This window comes from Atribacter laminatus, from assembly GCF_015775515.1.
Lineage (GTDB): Bacteria > Atribacterota > Atribacteria > Atribacterales > Atribacteraceae > Atribacter > Atribacter laminatus.
In genome coordinates, this window is record NZ_CP065383.1 from 1,266,490 (window position 1) to 1,283,890 (window position 17,401).

At 40.0% G+C, this 17,401-nt stretch carries 12 protein-coding genes; 9 read left to right on the top strand and 3 right to left on the bottom strand.

What is annotated here, in order from left to right; translation table 11 throughout:
• The first annotated feature begins 225 nt into the window (after nucleotides 1-225).
• From RT761_RS05850 to RT761_RS05875, 6 genes are all read left to right on the top strand, one after another.
• Nucleotides 226-852, top strand: a complete 627-nt coding sequence (locus RT761_RS05850; RefSeq protein WP_218113135.1) for a class I SAM-dependent methyltransferase — start codon at nucleotides 226-228, stop codon at nucleotides 850-852.
• A 1,153-nt stretch (nucleotides 853-2,005) separates the two neighbouring features.
• Nucleotides 2,006-3,487, top strand: coding sequence for a gluconokinase (locus RT761_RS05855; RefSeq protein WP_218113136.1), 1,482 nt, complete (start codon nucleotides 2,006-2,008; stop codon nucleotides 3,485-3,487).
• A gap of 47 nt (nucleotides 3,488-3,534) precedes the next feature.
• The gene (gene gndA, locus RT761_RS05860) at nucleotides 3,535-4,956 is read left to right on the top strand and encodes an NADP-dependent phosphogluconate dehydrogenase (protein WP_218113137.1); all 1,422 of its coding nucleotides are present in this window, start codon (nucleotides 3,535-3,537) and stop codon (nucleotides 4,954-4,956) included.
• Nucleotides 4,957-4,958: 2 nt separating this feature from the next.
• Nucleotides 4,959-6,257 carry a lactate racemase domain-containing protein gene (locus RT761_RS05865; RefSeq protein WP_218113138.1) on the top strand — a complete coding sequence of 433 codons (1,299 nt, stop codon included), beginning with the start codon at nucleotides 4,959-4,961 and terminating at the stop codon, nucleotides 6,255-6,257.
• Nucleotides 6,258-6,993: 736 nt separating this feature from the next.
• Nucleotides 6,994-7,932 carry a 1-phosphofructokinase family hexose kinase gene (locus RT761_RS05870; RefSeq protein ID WP_218113139.1) on the top strand — a complete coding sequence of 313 codons (939 nt, stop codon included), beginning with the start codon at nucleotides 6,994-6,996 and terminating at the stop codon, nucleotides 7,930-7,932.
• A 1,014-nt stretch (nucleotides 7,933-8,946) separates the two neighbouring features.
• Nucleotides 8,947-11,703 carry a cation-translocating P-type ATPase gene (locus RT761_RS05875; protein ID WP_218113140.1) on the top strand — a complete coding sequence of 919 codons (2,757 nt, stop codon included), beginning with the start codon at nucleotides 8,947-8,949 and terminating at the stop codon, nucleotides 11,701-11,703.
• Nucleotides 11,704-11,822: 119 nt separating this feature from the next.
• Here the strand turns inward: RT761_RS05875 and RT761_RS05880 are convergent, their stop codons facing one another.
• On the bottom strand, nucleotides 11,823-12,701 hold the full coding sequence (locus RT761_RS05880; RefSeq protein WP_218113141.1) for a DMT family transporter: 879 nt from the start codon (nucleotides 12,699-12,701) through the stop codon (nucleotides 11,823-11,825).
• Nucleotides 12,702-12,866: 165 nt separating this feature from the next.
• Here RT761_RS05880 and RT761_RS05885 point away from each other — a divergent pair, with 165 nt between their 5' ends.
• A complete protein-coding gene (locus RT761_RS05885) occupies nucleotides 12,867-14,570 on the top strand; it encodes a glycoside hydrolase family 3 protein (RefSeq protein ID WP_218113142.1) in 1,704 nt (567 codons plus the stop codon).
• A 30-nt stretch (nucleotides 14,571-14,600) separates the two neighbouring features.
• Entirely contained in the window at nucleotides 14,601-15,581 is a 981-nt protein-coding gene (locus tag RT761_RS05890; RefSeq protein WP_218113143.1) for an NAD(P)-dependent oxidoreductase, read from the top strand.
• Nucleotides 15,582-15,652: 71 nt separating this feature from the next.
• On the opposite strand, the gene mscL is transcribed toward RT761_RS05890, so the two are convergent.
• Both mscL and RT761_RS05900 read right to left on the bottom strand, forming a co-directional pair.
• Complete coding sequence (gene mscL / locus RT761_RS05895) at nucleotides 15,653-16,108, bottom strand: large-conductance mechanosensitive channel protein MscL (RefSeq protein WP_218113404.1); 456 nt, start codon at nucleotides 16,106-16,108, stop codon at nucleotides 15,653-15,655.
• 112 nt (nucleotides 16,109-16,220) lie between these two features.
• Nucleotides 16,221-16,601: a hypothetical protein gene (locus RT761_RS05900; RefSeq protein ID WP_218113144.1), complete on the bottom strand. Its 381-nt coding sequence runs from the start codon at nucleotides 16,599-16,601 to the stop codon at nucleotides 16,221-16,223.
• A gap of 172 nt (nucleotides 16,602-16,773) precedes the next feature.
• Between RT761_RS05900 and RT761_RS05905 the strand changes: the two genes are divergently transcribed.
• A complete protein-coding gene (locus RT761_RS05905) occupies nucleotides 16,774-17,325 on the top strand; it encodes an RnfABCDGE type electron transport complex subunit G (RefSeq protein ID WP_218113145.1) in 552 nt (183 codons plus the stop codon).
• The last annotated feature ends 76 nt before the right edge of the window (nucleotides 17,326-17,401 follow it).

Below are 17,401 nucleotides of genomic sequence, written 5' to 3' on the forward strand. Positions count from 1 at the left end.
CTTTAAAATCAAGGTTTTTCAGCATTTATTTTAGTGCGAAAGTTGAGTTAAATATCAATAAATTTAAATTATTACTAAAAACATTATGATTGAATACCTGTCTTTGGATTTATATATTGACTTAATAATACTTAAGAATACAATCGTTTTTTTAACACAATGATTTTAAATTTTAGCTTTAATGCTGTTAATAAAGAAGCTAATTAAAATGAAGGAGAATTGGGTATGCCGAATATTGATCCCTTTGAGAAATTCAGCGATAGATATGATAAATGGTTTAAAAGAAACCTGAATTTATATCAAGATGAATTAGAAGCTATCCGGCAGGCTATTCCTTGTTCCAAAGCAAAAGGTTTAGAAATTGGTGTTGGAACTGGAAAATTCGCGCAACCCTTGGGTATAAAAGTTGGCGTTGAACCTTCAAGAAAGATGGCTGAAAAAGCAGAACAACTGGGAATTAAAGTTTATCCCAATCCAGCAGAAAACCTCCCTTTCTCTGATGGTGAATTTGACTATGCTTTGATGGTAACGACTATATGCTTTGTTGATGATATTATAAAATCTTTTAGTGAGGCTTATAGAGTACTGAAATCAGGAGGATATCTTATTATTGGATTTGTGGATAGAGAAAGTGAATTGGGGAAACGCTACTTTGAAAAACGCAATTCTAATGAATTTTATAAAGATGCCACCTTTTATAGTTCGGAAGAAGTATTGGATTTACTTAAAAGAGTTGGTTTCCAAATCACGATGATTAAACAGACCCTTATTCCTGACACACCATCAGGCACTATACTTGATGGTTTTGGGAAAGGTGCTTTTATTGTCATCCAAAGTAAAAAAGTTATATGACTCAAAACCGATAATCTTTAATATAAAGGTATTCACTCTTATCCTCACCTTCTCCTATTAAGGGAGAAAGAGCCCTGAATCGTCATTGCGAGGAACGCATTGACGTGGCAATCTCATGAGTTCAATCTTTTTTATTCCTCTCTTTATATAAATGAAGTTTGAGAAGGATTCGATTTTTTTCAGTTCTTTCAAATCCCCCATACCCCCTTTTCTAAAGGGGGAAGTTGATTTCTGGATGAGAAATCTTATCCTCATTTGGTACTACAAAGCAGCATGAATGTTTATCCTGAAAATATCATCAAATGAATTCTTTAATCGGTCATCCTGAGCCCTCGCTTTTCGAGGGCGTGAGGATCTCATCTTGTAATTTTTTCTTTTATCCTTTCATTTTTTTTCATTCGCCCCCTCAGCCTTTATCGTGCCCGATTCATGTAGCGACATGCCATGGCATGTCGAATCCATGCCTCACCCTCATCCTTACCTTCTCCCATCAAGGGAGAAGAAACTCTGACTCGTCATTGCGAGGAACGAAGTGACGTGGCAATCTCTTGACTTTAATCTTTTTTATTCCTCTCTCTTTAAATAAAGGGAGAAGGTTCGGGATTCGATTTTTTATCTAGTTCTTTCAAATCCCCCATACCCCCTTTTCTAAAGGGGGAAACTTTTTTCATGAGTTTTTCGCCACCAAAGTTCATCAATTCTTAATTTTTTTATTCGACTCACGACTCACTGTTTTTAGGAATGAGATTGCCATGTCGTTTAACCAAAAAACGGTTGACCTCCTTGCAATGACGGAACTGTAAAAATTCAAACCCACTTGAATCATCCCTTAATGGGGGAATAAATTCAACAATCCCCCTCCTCGAAGGCTCGGTGGTTGCGATTGCTTATTAAAAAATTATCCTTTATCATGGCGGCAATGAACATGATTTGGTATGAAATACATTATAATAATAAGAAATGAAGTTATTAATTCTAAATAATTATAGTATTTTCTCCTTTCATTAATTTGAATAATGTAAATTTAGCCTTATTAATGTCAGGCATGGTAGATTGAGTGTATTCAATTTTCGAGATTTTTATACTCTTGATTTTTTTATCTTAAATAGTGGTTCCAGTTGATGGGGGTTTCATGCTTATTCAGGAGTCTAAGATGATCAATTCTCAGGAATTAATACTCACCATTGATATAGGGACTTCTTCCTGCAAGGTTTGTCTTTTTGATTTATCTGGTGCTATTCGGGCTACCGCAAAAAGCGAGTATCCGACTTTATCTCCGCAGCCTTCCTTTGCTGAGCAAGACGTATCAGCTATTTATTCAGGCATTGTTCAGTCGGTGAAAGCAGTATTGTCCAAGCGTTCTCCTTCTCGAGTCATCGCCCTGGCTTGTGATACCATGCTTCATAGTACTTTGCTTCTCGATGAAGAAGGGGAACCTCTCTACCCTCTTTTAAACTGGATGGATACTCGCTGTCAAGAAGAGTTGAAATTTCTCAATCAAGAATACCAAGAAAAGCGGTTCTACTTTCGCAACGGTGTTCCTCTTCATACCATTTACACCCTTCCCCGTCTTATCTGGTTTCGAAAACACTATCCATCTTTACTACAGTCGGCTTGGAAAATAACTACTATTAAAGATTGGTTTTTAGGGAAAATCACCGGGGAGTGGTTTTGTGATTATTCTACTGCTTCGGGAACCGGCCTTCTCAATCTTACCGGTAAATGTTGGGATAAGGAGATTCTCTCCAGCGCTCAGGTTTCTTTAAACCAATTCCTACCCCTTTGCGAACCGGATCATCGCCTTCCATTGCAGGTCAGTCCTTTTACCCATGATACCGGTCTTCTCCCGGGTATTCCAGTCATTTGGGGAGGAGGAGATGGTCCTTTTGCCAACTTAGGAGAGGGGATGTTTCATCAGCGAGAGATGGTGATTACGGTTGGTTCTTCAGGAGCAGTCCGAATGTGTGACCATCAACCGGTTTTTGATCCCAACCAACGAAGCTGGTGCTATTATCTTGCTGATGATATCTGGGTAGGGGGAGGAGCAATTAATAATGGCGGGATTGTCTATTCATGGATGAATGATCTTTTAAACGATGATGCTCAATGGGAGATTGATCCCCAGCGTCCTCGACCTTTATTTCTTCCCTTTTTAACTGGCGAACGAAGCCCGAACTGGAACGCCCAAGCCCGTGGGATCCTTTTTGGCCTTTCATATTTCCATACTAAAGAGGCTTTAATGCAATCAGCTTATGAGGGAATTGCTTTCCGTATTCGTTCGATTTACGAGCTTTTAAAAGATATCATTGGAGATCCCTGGCAAGTTGTTGTCAATGGTGGCTTTGGTATATCTCCGAAGGGAAGTCGTATTCTCTCCCATGTTTTAGGAATTCCTTTACAACTGAGCGAATTTCCTTCAGCACCTTGCCGGGGAGCATTTTTTTTGGCAATAAAAGCTTTAGGGCAGATTAAGCGTTTAGATGAAGTTTCTCAAAACCATTTGAACCAGCTAAATATTCTTCAACCGAACCCTGACTATAATGTTTTATATGATCAACTCTACCGATTTTATGAGAAAGTGTACCAAGCCAATCGGGGACTCTTTCAAGAATTTAGTGAATTTCATTTGGCATGATTAAAAAAAAGAGATAAGTACTTTCCTTGAAAGGAGAGGAAAAATGAATGCCTGAAAAAAATGACCTGGCTTTGATCGGATTAGCAGTGATGGGTCAAAACCTAGCTCTTAATATTGCTAGACACGGATATGCTTTAGCTGTTTATAACCGAACCTCGTCAAAAACTCATGATTTATTGGCCAGAAAATCTCCCAATGATAAGATCTTTCCTGCTTTTGATCTTACCGAGCTGGTCGGTTCTTTAATAAAACCCCGTAAAATCCTGTTGATGGTGAAAGCCGGTCAACCGGTTGATGAGTTTCTCCTCCAACTTTATCCTCTTCTCGAAGCAGGAGATGTGATCATCGATGGAGGAAATTCGCACTTCCTGGATACCGAACGTCGGGAGCAGGAAGCCGAAAATCGTGGATTCTATTACTTAGGAACTGGAATTAGCGGAGGAGAAGAGGGTGCCTTGCAGGGCCCTTCGATTATGCCCGGGGGTCATCAGGCTGGATATGAACTGATTCAGGAAATCTTGCTGAAAGCAGCAGCTCAAACCGAAGATGGGCCTTGTTGTGTTTACTTGGGTCCGGGTGGAGCTGGCCACTTTGTAAAAATGGTTCACAATGGCATTGAATATGCCCTCATGGAGCTCATCGCTGAAGCTTACGATATCATGCGCACACTTTTCAAAATGGACCCTCCAGCTATAGCTGAAGTCTTCAAACAATGGAACCAACGAGAGAACTTGAATTCTTTTCTGCTTGAAATTTCAATAAAAGTCTTACATTATCGAGATCCGGAAACTGGTTTTTATCTCATCGATTTGATCGATGATCGAGCTGAACAAAAAGGAACCGGGAAATGGACTTCTCAAATCGCCCTGGATTTTGGTGTTCCTATTCCAACTATCAATCAAGCGGTGGTCGCTCGGGTTCTCTCAGCTCGAAAAGCGAACCGTCTCAAACTATCGGCAAAAATTCGCTCGAAAGCTTCTCTTTCCTTTTCTCATCAAGAAACCCAGCAGTCCCTTATTGCTTTAGCCGATGGATTATATCTGGCCAATCTCATGGCATTTAATGAGGGGATGCACATGCTTTTCGTTGCCTCTCAGGAAAAAGGTTGGAACCTTCCGCTGGCTGATATTGCCCGAATCTGGAAAGGAGGCTGTATTCTTCGGACCCGACTTTTAAACAGAATTCAGCTGGCTTTTCAAGACCCTAACTTAGAAATGCTTATTGAATCTCCAGAGTTTATTCCTGATCTCCAGAAAAAGCTTTCTTCGCTTTGTCAAGTTGCTAAAATTGGTGTGGAAAACCACCTTCCTCTTCCTTCTTTCCAAGGAGCATTGGCTTCACTCGAGGCCTGGTCTTCGTCATCGCTTCCAACCAACCTCATTCAAGCCCAACGAGATTTCTTTGGCGCTCATACCTATCGACGAATTGACCGGGAAGGGATCTTTCATACCCAATGGGAGGATAAATAATTATGATGAATGAGTTAGATGGCCCAGCCATCGGTCTTTCTGATTCAGAATTAAAGCAATTAATTTTTCGAGAGCTGGAAAAATATTCTTTTGAGGGAAAAAGGATTTTAGTTATTGTTCCCGATAACACTCGAACTATTCCTCTTCAGTTATTTTTCTCCTCTTTTCAAAATGCGCTTTTAAAACGGGTAAAAAAATTAGACTTTCTGATTGCTTTGGGAACTCACCCAGCCATGACGTCAGAACAAATACGTGGACATTTTGGAGTTACTCCATCCCAAGCAAAAGCATCTGGAATCAATATTTTTAATCATCAATGGGATGAACCCAGTCAGTTGAAACTTATTGGAACATTAGCTGAAGAGCAGGTGAAAAAAATAACCGGGGGTCTTCTATCGGAATCGATTCCTGTTGCGATCAACAAGAAAATTTTCGAGTATGATGAATTAATCATCCTGGGTCCAGTTTTTCCTCATGAAGTTGTTGGTTTTTCAGGGAGTTATAAGTATTTATTTCCAGGCATTTCAGGACCAGAAATTATCCATGCTTTTCATTGGTTGTCGGCTCTTATTACCAACCCAAAGACCATCGGTCATCGAGATACTCCACCTCGACAGGTTATCAACCAAGCAGCTCAATTGGTAGCCATACCAATGACAGCTTTTTGTGTTGTTATGAAAGGGAAAGTTCCTTTTGGCCTCTTTACTGGAGATCCTGTTGAATCCTGGCAGCAGGCGGTTGGTTTATCAGCTCAGGTGAATGTAGTTTACAAGCCAAAGCCCTTCCCAAAGGTGATTTCGATTGCTCCGGCTATGTATTCCGAGCTTTGGGTGGGTGGAAAATGTATGTATAAACTGGAACCGGTAGTTGATGATGGCGGCGAAATTATCATTTATGCTCCCCATCTTAAGGATGTTTCGATAACTCATGGGAAATACCTAATGGAAATTGGTTATCATACTCGAGATTATTTTCTTGCCAATTGGGAGAAATGTCAGCATGTTCCCAAAGGTATTGTAGCTCATTCAACCCAGGTGAAGGGAATTGGTACTTACAAGAATGGCAAAGAGTATCCACGAATTCAAGTAACCTTGGCTACTGGTCTTCCCCGCGAACTTTGTGAGTCAATCAATCTTGGCTATCTTGATTATCGTTCACTTAATCCCGATGACTACCTGGGGAAAGAAGAGGAAGGAATATTGGTGGTTCCCAATGCAGGAGAAACGCTTTATCGCCTTCAAGACGGAACTACTCCTGATATTGACCGCTTGCAAAGAGGTGAAAGGTCTTTTGGGAAATAAGCTAAAATTCAATAGCAGAGGCAAATAACACCTTTCTCTTTATAGGTGGAAAATGTTTTAAGATAGAGATCCATAGCTCTTGGCAATTCCAAATGAGGATGAAGATGAGTTGCCCCCTCACCCTGACCCTCTCCCACGAAGGGGCGAGGGAAAAAAGAGCAAAAGAATTCATATATCCTTCTCCCTTGATGGGAGAAGGCGAGGATGAGGGCGAAAGCCCAGAATGAGATCCTGGTAAGTTGCTTTAAAAGAATTACCTTAAAAAATGTTCTGTTATTTTCAGGATCGACCCTCATGCTGCTTTTGCAGCACCAGTTGATGGTGAAAATACTTACCCAGGAATCGTTTCCCCCTTTAGCAAAGGGGGTGAGGGGGATTTGAGTTTTTTCCTGCTCGGTCATTGCGAGGAGCGTTTTATGCGACGTGGCAATCTCATCTTTTAAAGTATTTGAGATCCTCACGCCCTCACAAAGCGAGGGCTCAGGATGACCGATTAAAGGCACACCCCCCTTTATCCCCCCTCAATGGGGGAATTTATAAGATGGTATTTTCAGGATAGATGCTAAAAAGAAAAAAACACCGATTTATAATATTTAATTTTTAATTGAAAATAGAAAAGATGATGAAAAATGATAAAATTTATCATATAGATTGTTTAGTGAACGGAGTTGATTCCTATTAAGTAGGTATATATTGATAATTGATAATAATTACAAACAAAGAGAAGGATATATCCATGGAAATCATTATTTCGGTAGCGATGAATCCGGCGGTAGACAAGAGTTCAAGCGTAGAACACGTCATTCCTGAACACAAACTCTATTGTAAGGCTCCCCATTTTGAACCAGGAGGAGGGGGAGTCAATGTATCCCGTGCAATAAAAAAATTGGGGGGAGAATCACTGCTCTTTTATCCCTCAGGAGGACTGACGGGAAAGATGTTGGAAAACCTTTTACTGCAAGAGAACATAAACCACTATCCAATTCCCATCGAAGGTGTGATGAGAGAAAACCTCATCGTGTTGGAAGAAAGTACCGGGCAACAATTCCGATTTGGAATGCCAGGACCGTTTATGAGTAAGCAGGAATGGGAGAGATGTCTCAATGAGCTGTTTGATTTCAAACCAAAACCGAACTATCTCGTGATCAGTGGAAGCCTTCCACCAGGTGTTCCATCAGACTTTTATGCACGAGTTGCCAAGAAGGGGAAAGAGAGCGGAATAAAAGTGATCATTGATGCCTCTGGGGAAGCTCTGAAGCTTGCCCTCCAAGTAGGTGTTTATCTGGTTAAGCCTAACATCCGTGAATTTAAAGAGCTCTTGGGTTCGGATGTTCAGGAAGAGTCACAAATTGAGTTTGAAGCGACGAAGATGATCGAAAGCGGTTGGTGTGAAGTCTTGGTTATTTCCTTAGGTGCAGCAGGGGCTTTGATGGTATCAAGAAATACCGTTGAGTATATTAGACCACCAACGGTTCAAGTCGTCAGTAAGGTTGGAGCTGGAGATAGTATGGTTGCCGGTATCGTTCTCAGTTTATTCCGTGGAAATACCTTGCGAAATTCAATTCTTTTTGGAATAGCAGCGGGGTCTGCAGCGGTAATGACTCCGGGTACGGAGCTTTGCCGAAGAGAAGATACTGAACGATTGTATGAAAAACTACTTTCTTCTACCAAGTAATGTTTAGATAGACCCTCATGCTGCTTTCGCAGCACCAGATGAGGATGAAAATAAGTTGCCCCCTCACCCTGACCCTCTCCCACGAAGGGGCGAGGGAAAAAAGAGCAAAAGAATTCATATATCCTTCTCCCTTGATGGGAGAAGGTGAGAATGAGGGTGAAAGCCCAGAATGAAATTTTGGTTAGTTGCTCTAAAAGAATTACCTTAAAAAACGTTTCGGTATTTTCAGGATAGACCCTCATGCTGCTTTCGCAGCACCAGATGAGGATGAAAATACTTACCCAGGAATCGCTTCCCCCTTTAGCAAAGGGGGTTAGGGGGATTTGAGTTTTTTCCTGTTCCGTCATTGCGAGGAGCGCAGCGACGTGGCAATCTCTGCCATCCACTTAGTCATTATGAGGAGTCCGGTGTTTTTGCCGGACGACGTGAGAATCTCATCCTTTAAAGTATTTATGAAGAAAAAACTTAAAAGATGAGATCCTCACGCCCTCAAAAAGCGAGGGCTCAGGATGACCGATTAAAGGCACACCCCCCTTTATCCCCCCTCAATGGGGGAATTTATAAGATGGTATTTTCAGGATAGACCTTCATGCTGCTTTCGCAGCACCAGATGAATATGAAAATAAGTTGCCCCCTCACCCTGGCCCTCTCCCACCGAGGGGCGAGGGAAAAAAGAACAAAAGAATTCAGAGTTCCTTCTTCCTTGATGGGAGAAGGTGAGGATGAGGGTGAAAACCAAGAATGAGATTAAGGTTGGTTGCTTTGAAAGAATTACCTAAAAACGTTTCGATATTTTCAGGATAGAAAATAATAAAGATTGAGCATGAGAGATTGCCACGTCACTTCGTTCCTCGCAATGACGATTTAGAGTTCCTTCTCCCTTGATGGGAGAAGGTGAGGATGAGGGTGAAAGTTCAGAATGAAATTTTGGTTAGTTGCTCTAAAAGAATTACCTTAAAAAACGTTTCTGTATTTTCAGATTATAATAAAAAAAATTGGAATAAGGGGAGTTTTATGAAACAGAAAATACATGCCCGTCATTTATCAGAAGAGAGTTGGCATGCACTCAGTGAACAAGATATTTATGAAGAACTGCTCACCAGACCGGAGGGTCTTGAGAAAGAAGAAGTTACAAACCGATTAAACCTTTATGGACAAAATACCTTGCCAGCTAAAGAGCCTCCAACCATATGGGCTATTTTACTTAACCAAGTCCTTAGTCCAATTATTTACATATTGATTGTAGCAGCAGTTTTATCGTTGATAATTGGCGAAGGTACTGATGCTATATTTATCTTCCTCATGATTGGTTTAAATAGTGGATTGGGAGCTTATCAAGAGTATGGTGCCGAAAAAAGTGCAGCCGGATTGCAAAATTTATTGAAAATAAAAGCCAAAGTGAGACGGGGTAATCAAGAATTTGAGATCCCTTCGGAACAAGTTGTACCCGGTGATATTTTGCTATTTGAATCAGGAAATAAAGTCCCAGCTGATCTTCGGCTTATTCAGGCGCAGAACCTTACCGTAGATGAAAGTTTTTTAACTGGAGAGTCAATTTCTGTCGAGAAAAACACTGAGCTGCAATCTGAGGATGTTCGAGTAAGTGATCGTAAAAACATGCTTTACGCCGGTTCTACTATTACCAAAGGAAGGGGAGCTGGGATTGTTGTTGCAACTGGAAACTCAACCCAGGTAGGAATTATTGCAAAGAGTGTTTCAGAGTCGGAAGGTGGCAAACCTCCTTTGGTATTAAGAATGGAGAAATTTGTTAAGCAAATTAGCATTTTAGTATTGTTAGTGAGTGTTGGTTTGGGTTTTTTATTGAGATATCAAGGATACGATTTATTAGCAATTTTTTTCTTTGTTGTGGCTCTTGCTGTTTCAGCTATTCCAGAAGGATTGCCGGTGGCACTGACCGTTGCTCTTTCCATTGCGACCAAACGCATGTCAAAACGTAATGTTATTGTGAGAAAACTCACTGCCGTTGAAAGTCTAGGTAGTTGTACCATAATTGCTAGCGACAAAACTGGTACCCTTACTGTTAATCAACAAACAGCTCGTAAGATTATACTGCCTGGTGGCCGGGAGTTCTCGTTAACCGGAGAAGGATACAACGGTGAAGGTAAAGTATTAGTAGATGATCAAAAGGATTTTGATAAAAACACGAAAAAGCAACTGGAAGACTTAGCTAAATTAACAGTTTTTGCCAATGAAGCAAGGCTTTATAGCAAAGAAAATGGGTGGGATTATAACGGAGATGCCATGGATGTAGCTTTCCTTGCAATGGCCTATAAGATGGGATTAAATCCTGAAGATATAAGAAATGAAACCCAATTCATAATTGAAATACCCTACGAATCAGAGCAAAAATTTTCAGCAGCGTTTTATAAAGAAGAAAACATCGATTATGTTGCGGTTAAGGGAGCAGTGGAAACCGTTCTTGATTTTTGTAACATCATGAAGAGCGCAGATAATATTCAAACTTCTCTGAATCGGCAATTAATTGAAAAACAAGCAGTTGAAATGGCCGAACAAGGATTGCGGGTGTTAGCCGTAGCCGGGGGTGAGGTTTCCCAATTAAAAGAAGGAGACGACTATGGAGTCAAAGATTTAAAAGATTTATTTTTTTATGGTTTGGTTGGGTTTATTGACCCACTCCGCCCTGAAGCCGCTGAATCGGTGAGGAAATGTAAAAGAGCGGGAATAAAAGTCTTAATGATTACCGGAGATCATCCATCTACAGCAGGTGCGATTGCAAGAGAATTGGGTCTAATGGACTTGGATGAGGAGGTTGTGACTGGTCAACAGTTAAAAGAAGTTGGTACTCTAGATAGCCCGGCATTTGAAAAGCTGGTTCTGTCAACGCATGTTTTTGCTCGAGTAACTCCTACCCAAAAGCTTGAGATTGTTGAAGCTCTGATTCATCATGGTGAGTTTGTAGCGGTGACTGGTGATGGAGTAAATGATGCACCCGCACTGAGAAGAGCAAACATAGGTGTTGCAATGGGTTCAGGCACTGATGTAGCAAAAGAAGTTGGGATGATGATTGTTACCGATGATAATTTTGCTTCGATTGTTTCAGGTGTTGAAGAAGGTCGGTTTGCTTATGACAATGTGAGAAAAGTTATTTATCTACTGATATCAACTGGTGCAGCTGAAGTAATTATGCTAATTTTTGCAATTTTGACAGGATTGCCCATTCCTTTGTTAGCTGTTCAATTATTATGGCTCAACCTTGTAACCAATGGAATACAGGATGTTGCTTTGGCCTTTGAGGCTGGAGAGCCAGGTGCAATGAGAAGGAAACCGAGAAAGCCAAATGAGAAAATTTTTGATTCGCAAATGATGAGTCAGACGTTGGTTTCAGGCTTTGCTATTGGTGCTTTGGCTTTCGCATCATGGTATTGGCATATTAGAAATCAAATGATGGATGAAGCTTCAGCTCGAAATACTATAATGCTTTTAATGGTATTGTTACAGAATGTTCATGTGTTTAACTGTCGATCAGAATCGGTATCAGCTCTAAAGATTCCAATTAGTCGAAATTATACTTTAATATTGGGTGTTGTAATGGCACAAGGAATTCATATTTTAAGTATGCATTTACCTTTTATGCAACGCATATTGAGCATCGAACCAGTTAACTTCATAGAATGGTTTATTGCATTGTTATTGGCTTTAATTCTTCTTTTCGTTATGGAAGTATTTAAACTAGGAAGGAGGCGAAATGATAAGATTGCTGCCTACTCAAAAGGCGAGGACTTAGAATGAAGTCTTTTTCTACCCATCATTGTTTCCATGATGGGTAATTTTAGGGAAAAAAATTGTAAGAATGATTGAAGTCTCGGCTCGAATTTCAAGATGATAACACCTGAAACAAGCAAGGAGGTTTAATGAAATAACTCTGAATCTGCAGTTTGAGTTTTTACTCTTTTGTTTTTTAGAGCAGGAAGCAAATAACGGAAAATCATAGCGAGGATAATAATACTCCCACCGATTAGTGCCCATTGACTGGGTTTTTCTCCAAGAGCAAGAAAAACCCAAATTGGATTGAGAATTGGCTCGATAATTGGAATGAGACTTCCTTCTAAGGCAGTGACATATTTAATAGCAATGGAATACAAAATATAAGCTAAACCAATTTGAAATAAACCCAGCAGAATAAGACCAAGCCAGCTTCCTTCCCCGGGAGCCGATGTCAACATAAAAGGAATAGCAATGAGGGCAGTAAGAATATTGCCCATCAAAACTGATTCAAGGGGCGACGCATCCTTTTGACTGCGAAGGTAGATGGTGAGAAGTGCGAAGGTTACTCCACTCATAATGGCTACAATATTTCCCAGTACGTTGCCGATTTGAAATTGATCAAAAAAGAAGAGCATCATTCCTCCAATAACAGTAAAAATTATTATCCAATCAAGTCGGCTGGTTTTCTCTCCAAGAATTCTATGGCCAAGAAGGGCCACATAGATTGGCGCACTATACTGAAGGAGTATCGCATTAGCAGCAGTTGTTTTCTTGGTAGCATAAACAAATAGGATAACCGTTGCAGAATAGAAAAGAGCTCCTAAAATCTGATTTTTCGTCCAGTTTAGACGAGGACGGCGAAGGTAAATAAGAATAAAAATACTCGCTATGGCGCTGCGCATTCCTGCAATTGCAATTGGATTCCAGGTTACTATTTTTATCAGTAACCCTCCAAAGCTCCAGAGGACAGCTGTAAGGATGAGGAAAAATATCGCTTGGGTTCTGCTTAACTTTGCGAACATAATTCTCCATTATACTCGAAAAGTGAGTTATTTGAACATGAAAAGAGTAATTCATGCTTCACATTTTAATTCAACTCAATTATTCCTTCATCATCTAAAAATCTCATGATTTTACTTATGAATATGATATGATGAAAATAGCAGGAAAAAGGAAGGAGCGATGAGATGATTATAGGGAAAGGATTTCGGTTAAGGTTTGTTGGATGCCTATTCATGATATTGATTTTTTTCTTCAGCGCCTTTGGGTTCGCTCAAGATAATTATGAAATCGAGAACATTCTTAGTAAAATGTCACTCGAGGAAAAAGTTGGACAGGTTATCTTTGGATTTTTTCGAGGTCCGGTTTTGACTCCAGAATTGGAAGAAATGATTCGAGATTATCATTTAGGGGGGATTATTCTCTATTCCAGTGCAGGGAACACAGAAAGTCCAATTCAAGTCGCCTCTTTGATAAATGCCGTTCAATATTGTGCGGAAAAACATAGACAAATACCTCCCTTGGTTTCAATAGACCAAGAAGGAGGATTGGTTGCTCGACTAACTGAAGGAGTAACAGTATTTCCGGGGAATATGGCTTTAGGAGCGACTAGGAATACTGAACTTGCCAAGAAAGCAGCAGAGATTTGCGCTCGAGAACTACGTATCCTCGGAATTACTTTGAATTTTGCACCAGTCGTTGACGTAAACAGTAATCCGGCAAATCCAATAATCGGTATTCGCTCCTTTGGTTCTGACCCGGAAATTGTTTCAACCCTTGGAGCAACAATGATAGAACCCTACAAAAAAGAGCGAGTCCTCTGCACGGCGAAACATTTTCCCGGTCATGGGGATGCCGGAATCGATTCTCACACCGGTTTACCTTTTATCAATCGAAGCCGAGAAGATTTGGAAAAAGTTGAATTGGTTCCCTTTCTACAAATGGTACAGAATGGTGTACCAGCAGTTATGTCAGCTCACATCGTTGTGCCGGATTTGAGTGAGGGAGACGATTTCCCTGCGACTCTATCGAAAGAAATTTTATCAATTCTCCGTGATGATTGGGGCTTTAATGGTCTTATTATTACAGACTCGATGGGAATGGGAGCGATAGACCAGCGATGGGGCATGGAAGAAGCATCGATACTCGCTTTTCAGGCGGGAGCTGATGTGCTTTTATTTGGAGCGGATAAGAATCATGAACCAGCTGAACAGAAAGCAGTATACCAAGCTCTTTTGGGAGCAGTGCAAACTGGGCGTATTCGTGAAAGCCGATTGGACGAATCGGTAAAAAGAATCTTATACGCTAAAACCGATGCCGCAGTTTTTTCCAATTCATATCCGGATTTTGCGAATATAGATGAATTGGCTTCACCGGAAAGCTATAAAATAGCACGAGAAATTGCCATGCAAAGTATTACATTAATAAAAAACTCAGAACACCTTCTTCCAATTGATAAGCAGGTATCTATCCCAATAATATGGCCAAAAGATTATGAAAAGTCTTTACAGCTCTTATTAAAAAACTGCCCTAATTTGAAACCATTCCTTCTCTCGATTGAACCTTCCGATGAAGAAAGGAAAGCTCTTCGAGAAAAAATTCAAAAGAATGATATGAAGATAATTGCTTGTTATGATCTTCATCGAAATACTCAATGGAAAGAATTGGTTGATTCTTTATCCAACGAGAAAACTATTCTCATTGCTATGCGTTCTCCTTATGATTTTCTTAAAGTGACTGATTATGGGGCGGCTATTGCAACTTATGGAGATCGGCCGGTTAGTATTGAAGCTTTGGGCTGTATTCTTAAGGGCGAAATACAGCCGAATGGTCAACTTCCAGTTGAGCTCCCAGGTCAGTACCAGTTAGGATGGGGTTTGAAAGAATTTTAAAAAAACAAAAATGAGAAAGCGATTAACGCTATGAAAGTATTGGTTGCAGGTATCCATTTTGAATCGATTATCTATTTTTTAAGAAAAAACTTACCCGAATACGAGTCCTGTCAAATACCCGCTTCGAGAGTAGTTGAGGAAGCAATAGATGCGTCGGTTATAATACCAACCATGACTCGAATTAATCGTCACATAATCAATAGCGCCCCTCATCTCATACTCATTCAACAATGGGGTTCTGGTTTGGAAGGGGTTGAAGTCTCAGCTGCTACAGAAAACGGCGTGGCAGTTGCCAATGTTCCAACCCACGGTACTGGAAATGCTGAGTCGGTTGCGGAATGGTGTGTCATGTCAGCAATTGCTTTAAGCCGTTCATTCCCATCAATTCAAGAATCGGTTTGGAAGGGTTTTCCATGGGGAGTCCCTTGTGGGAATAGCCTTATGGGAAAAACTGCCGGAATTGTAGGAGTTGGAGGAATAGGAGTGGAATTAGCTAAAAGACTGATCCCCTTTCGAATGAAATTGATTGGTGTGAAAAAAAACCCTCATCACCTTCCTCCAGGTTTGAGTTTTGAATGGGTAAAGGGGATGAACTCCTTTCCCGAGCTATTAAGCCTAGCTGATTATATTTTTTTGTGCTTGCCACAAAACGAAAATACTCGTTGCCTTTTTAATCGCAAAGCATTTCAGGCAATTAAGAATGGTGCTTATCTCATTAACCCAGCTCGGGGCGGATTGATTGATCGAGAAGCCCTTTCCGATGCACTGAAGGATGAACGATTAGCGGGAGTAGCAATGGACGTATTTTGGCAGGAACCTACCAATCCTTACGATCCTCTCCTACAGCATCCCAAGTTGTTGGTGACTCCTCATATAGCAGGGGCAACCGATACTTCCTATCAGGGTATTGCCGAGGGGGTTGTAAAAAATATTCGATTAGCACTTTCGGGTAAAATACCAAATAATTGTGTTAACCCAGAAGTCTTATCTCATTCAAAGTGGAAAAAATAAATAATATCCCCGTTACCTTTTGCATAAAGATCACAACGGGGATATTATTAAAAATAAAAATTTTTGATAAATTAGCTTTTCGATAATTCTGAGGTGCAATTAGGGCAACGAACGGCTTTAATAGGTATTGCGGTAAAGCAGAAAGGACAGTCTTTGGTGGTTGGGGCAGCGGGTGGTGCTTCTTTTTTCCGTTGCATATTGTTGATGACTTTTACAATCATGAATACTGCCAATGCAATAATAAGAAAAGTTATTATACTGTTAATAAACAAACCGTAGTTCAGGGTGACCGCTCCTGCTTCCTTGGCAGCTGCAACGGTATTATAGGGTGGAGGTGTATCTCCTTCCTTTAACACTGCAAAAAGGTTGGCAAAATCAACCTTACCCAAAGCTAAGCCGATTGGAGGCATGATGACGTCATCGACGAGCGATTTAACAATTGCCCCAAAAGCGGTACCAATGATGAAACCAACAGCAAGATCAACCACATTTCCACGGCCTATAAACTCTTTAAACTCATCGGTTATTTTTGACACTTAAGAATCCCTCCCCTAAGAAAGCAATATGACTCTTTCGATTAAAGAGAGAAATACACCCTTTTAAATTTCCTTTAAAATCGGGTGGATTTGTTTGAAAAAACTAGTCAAATGGAATTTGGATACTTCCCTCCCAAATGCTCTGGCCATTTTGGAAAATTTCTACATCGTAAATAGGTTCCAGCACAATGGGATAGCCTACTTCAATGGTCCAGGTTCCTTCTGCATCAATGTAGGTAAATAGATAAGTGGTATATCCAACCAGTCCTTCTGGAGTAATGTTTACAACTGACCAAACAGCATCCATTGGGACTCTAACACCCTCCAAGTTAGCCTGGGTAATACCCCAATCCTTGGCTTCAAATACTTCACTGACTATTTCAGGTGTTGGGGAAGGAGTTGGAGAGGGAGGGTTCGTACAACCAACTATAAAGAAAAGACTTATTAAAGAGATAATAAATATAATATTTACTTTTTTTCTCATCTGATACCTCCAATCATATAAAATAATGCTTATTATATCATTAGTATTATAGATTAGCCTAAAGTTAATGTAAAATGGAGAAATTATTGTATATAATTTAGTGTTTAAAAAGAAGAAATAGAATTATTCATTAATTTATTCCTATCTTATTTTTTGTGTAAAGGAGAAAACCATGGGCTATAAAAAATTATTATTAACATCCATCCTTTTTCTATCGATATTTTTATTTGTTGGGGTATTATGGGCTGAATCAGCTTCTAGCCAAATCGATGAAAATACGTTGAACCAGCTGAAAAGAGTATTTGCTGGAGCAGATACTTTTGAAAGATTTCCTGGAGTGTTACCAGAGTCTAGCGATGGTATTGTTATTCAAGAGATCTACCAAGCATTTGTTCAAGGGACAGAAAATGGTTTAATTTTTAAAATATCAAGTCCCGGATATCGTGACAATATCGTTGTTTTAATTGCTTTCTCTTCTTTGAATAATCAGGTAGTTGGCATTCAAATCTTAGAACAAAACGAAACCCCTTCATTAGGGGATCTTATTACCCAACCAAATTTCTTAGTTCAATTTTTAAAAAAATCAATTAATGCTCAATTTGAATTAGGAGACGACATCGAAGCCATTAGCGGTGCAACGGTTTCTTCGGCTGCGGTTGCAAAAGCATGCCAAGAAGCTGCAAGTTTTTTATTGAACAAAAAAGATGAAACGGATAATAATTAGAGAATATCAATTAATTTATTCAGGAATTTTTATTGTTAGACAAACGAAATTTAGACACATTTATTAATCCATAGGG

Coding starts and splice junctions, on each gene's coding strand:
- RT761_RS05850 (WP_218113135.1), top strand. CDS start 226: ATGCCGAATATTGATCCCTTTGAGAAATTCAGCGATAGATATGATAAA.
- RT761_RS05855 (WP_218113136.1), top strand. CDS start 2,006: ATGATCAATTCTCAGGAATTAATACTCACCATTGATATAGGGACTTCT.
- gndA (WP_218113137.1), top strand. CDS start 3,535: ATGCCTGAAAAAAATGACCTGGCTTTGATCGGATTAGCAGTGATGGGT.
- RT761_RS05865 (WP_218113138.1), top strand. CDS start 4,959: ATGATGAATGAGTTAGATGGCCCAGCCATCGGTCTTTCTGATTCAGAA.
- RT761_RS05870 (WP_218113139.1), top strand. CDS start 6,994: ATGGAAATCATTATTTCGGTAGCGATGAATCCGGCGGTAGACAAGAGT.
- RT761_RS05875 (WP_218113140.1), top strand. CDS start 8,947: ATGAAACAGAAAATACATGCCCGTCATTTATCAGAAGAGAGTTGGCAT.
- RT761_RS05880 (WP_218113141.1), bottom strand. CDS start 12,701: ATGTTCGCAAAGTTAAGCAGAACCCAAGCGATATTTTTCCTCATCCTT.
- RT761_RS05885 (WP_218113142.1), top strand. CDS start 12,867: ATGATTATAGGGAAAGGATTTCGGTTAAGGTTTGTTGGATGCCTATTC.
- RT761_RS05890 (WP_218113143.1), top strand. CDS start 14,601: ATGAAAGTATTGGTTGCAGGTATCCATTTTGAATCGATTATCTATTTT.
- RT761_RS05900 (WP_218113144.1), bottom strand. CDS start 16,601: ATGAGAAAAAAAGTAAATATTATATTTATTATCTCTTTAATAAGTCTT.
- RT761_RS05905 (WP_218113145.1), top strand. CDS start 16,774: ATGGGCTATAAAAAATTATTATTAACATCCATCCTTTTTCTATCGATA.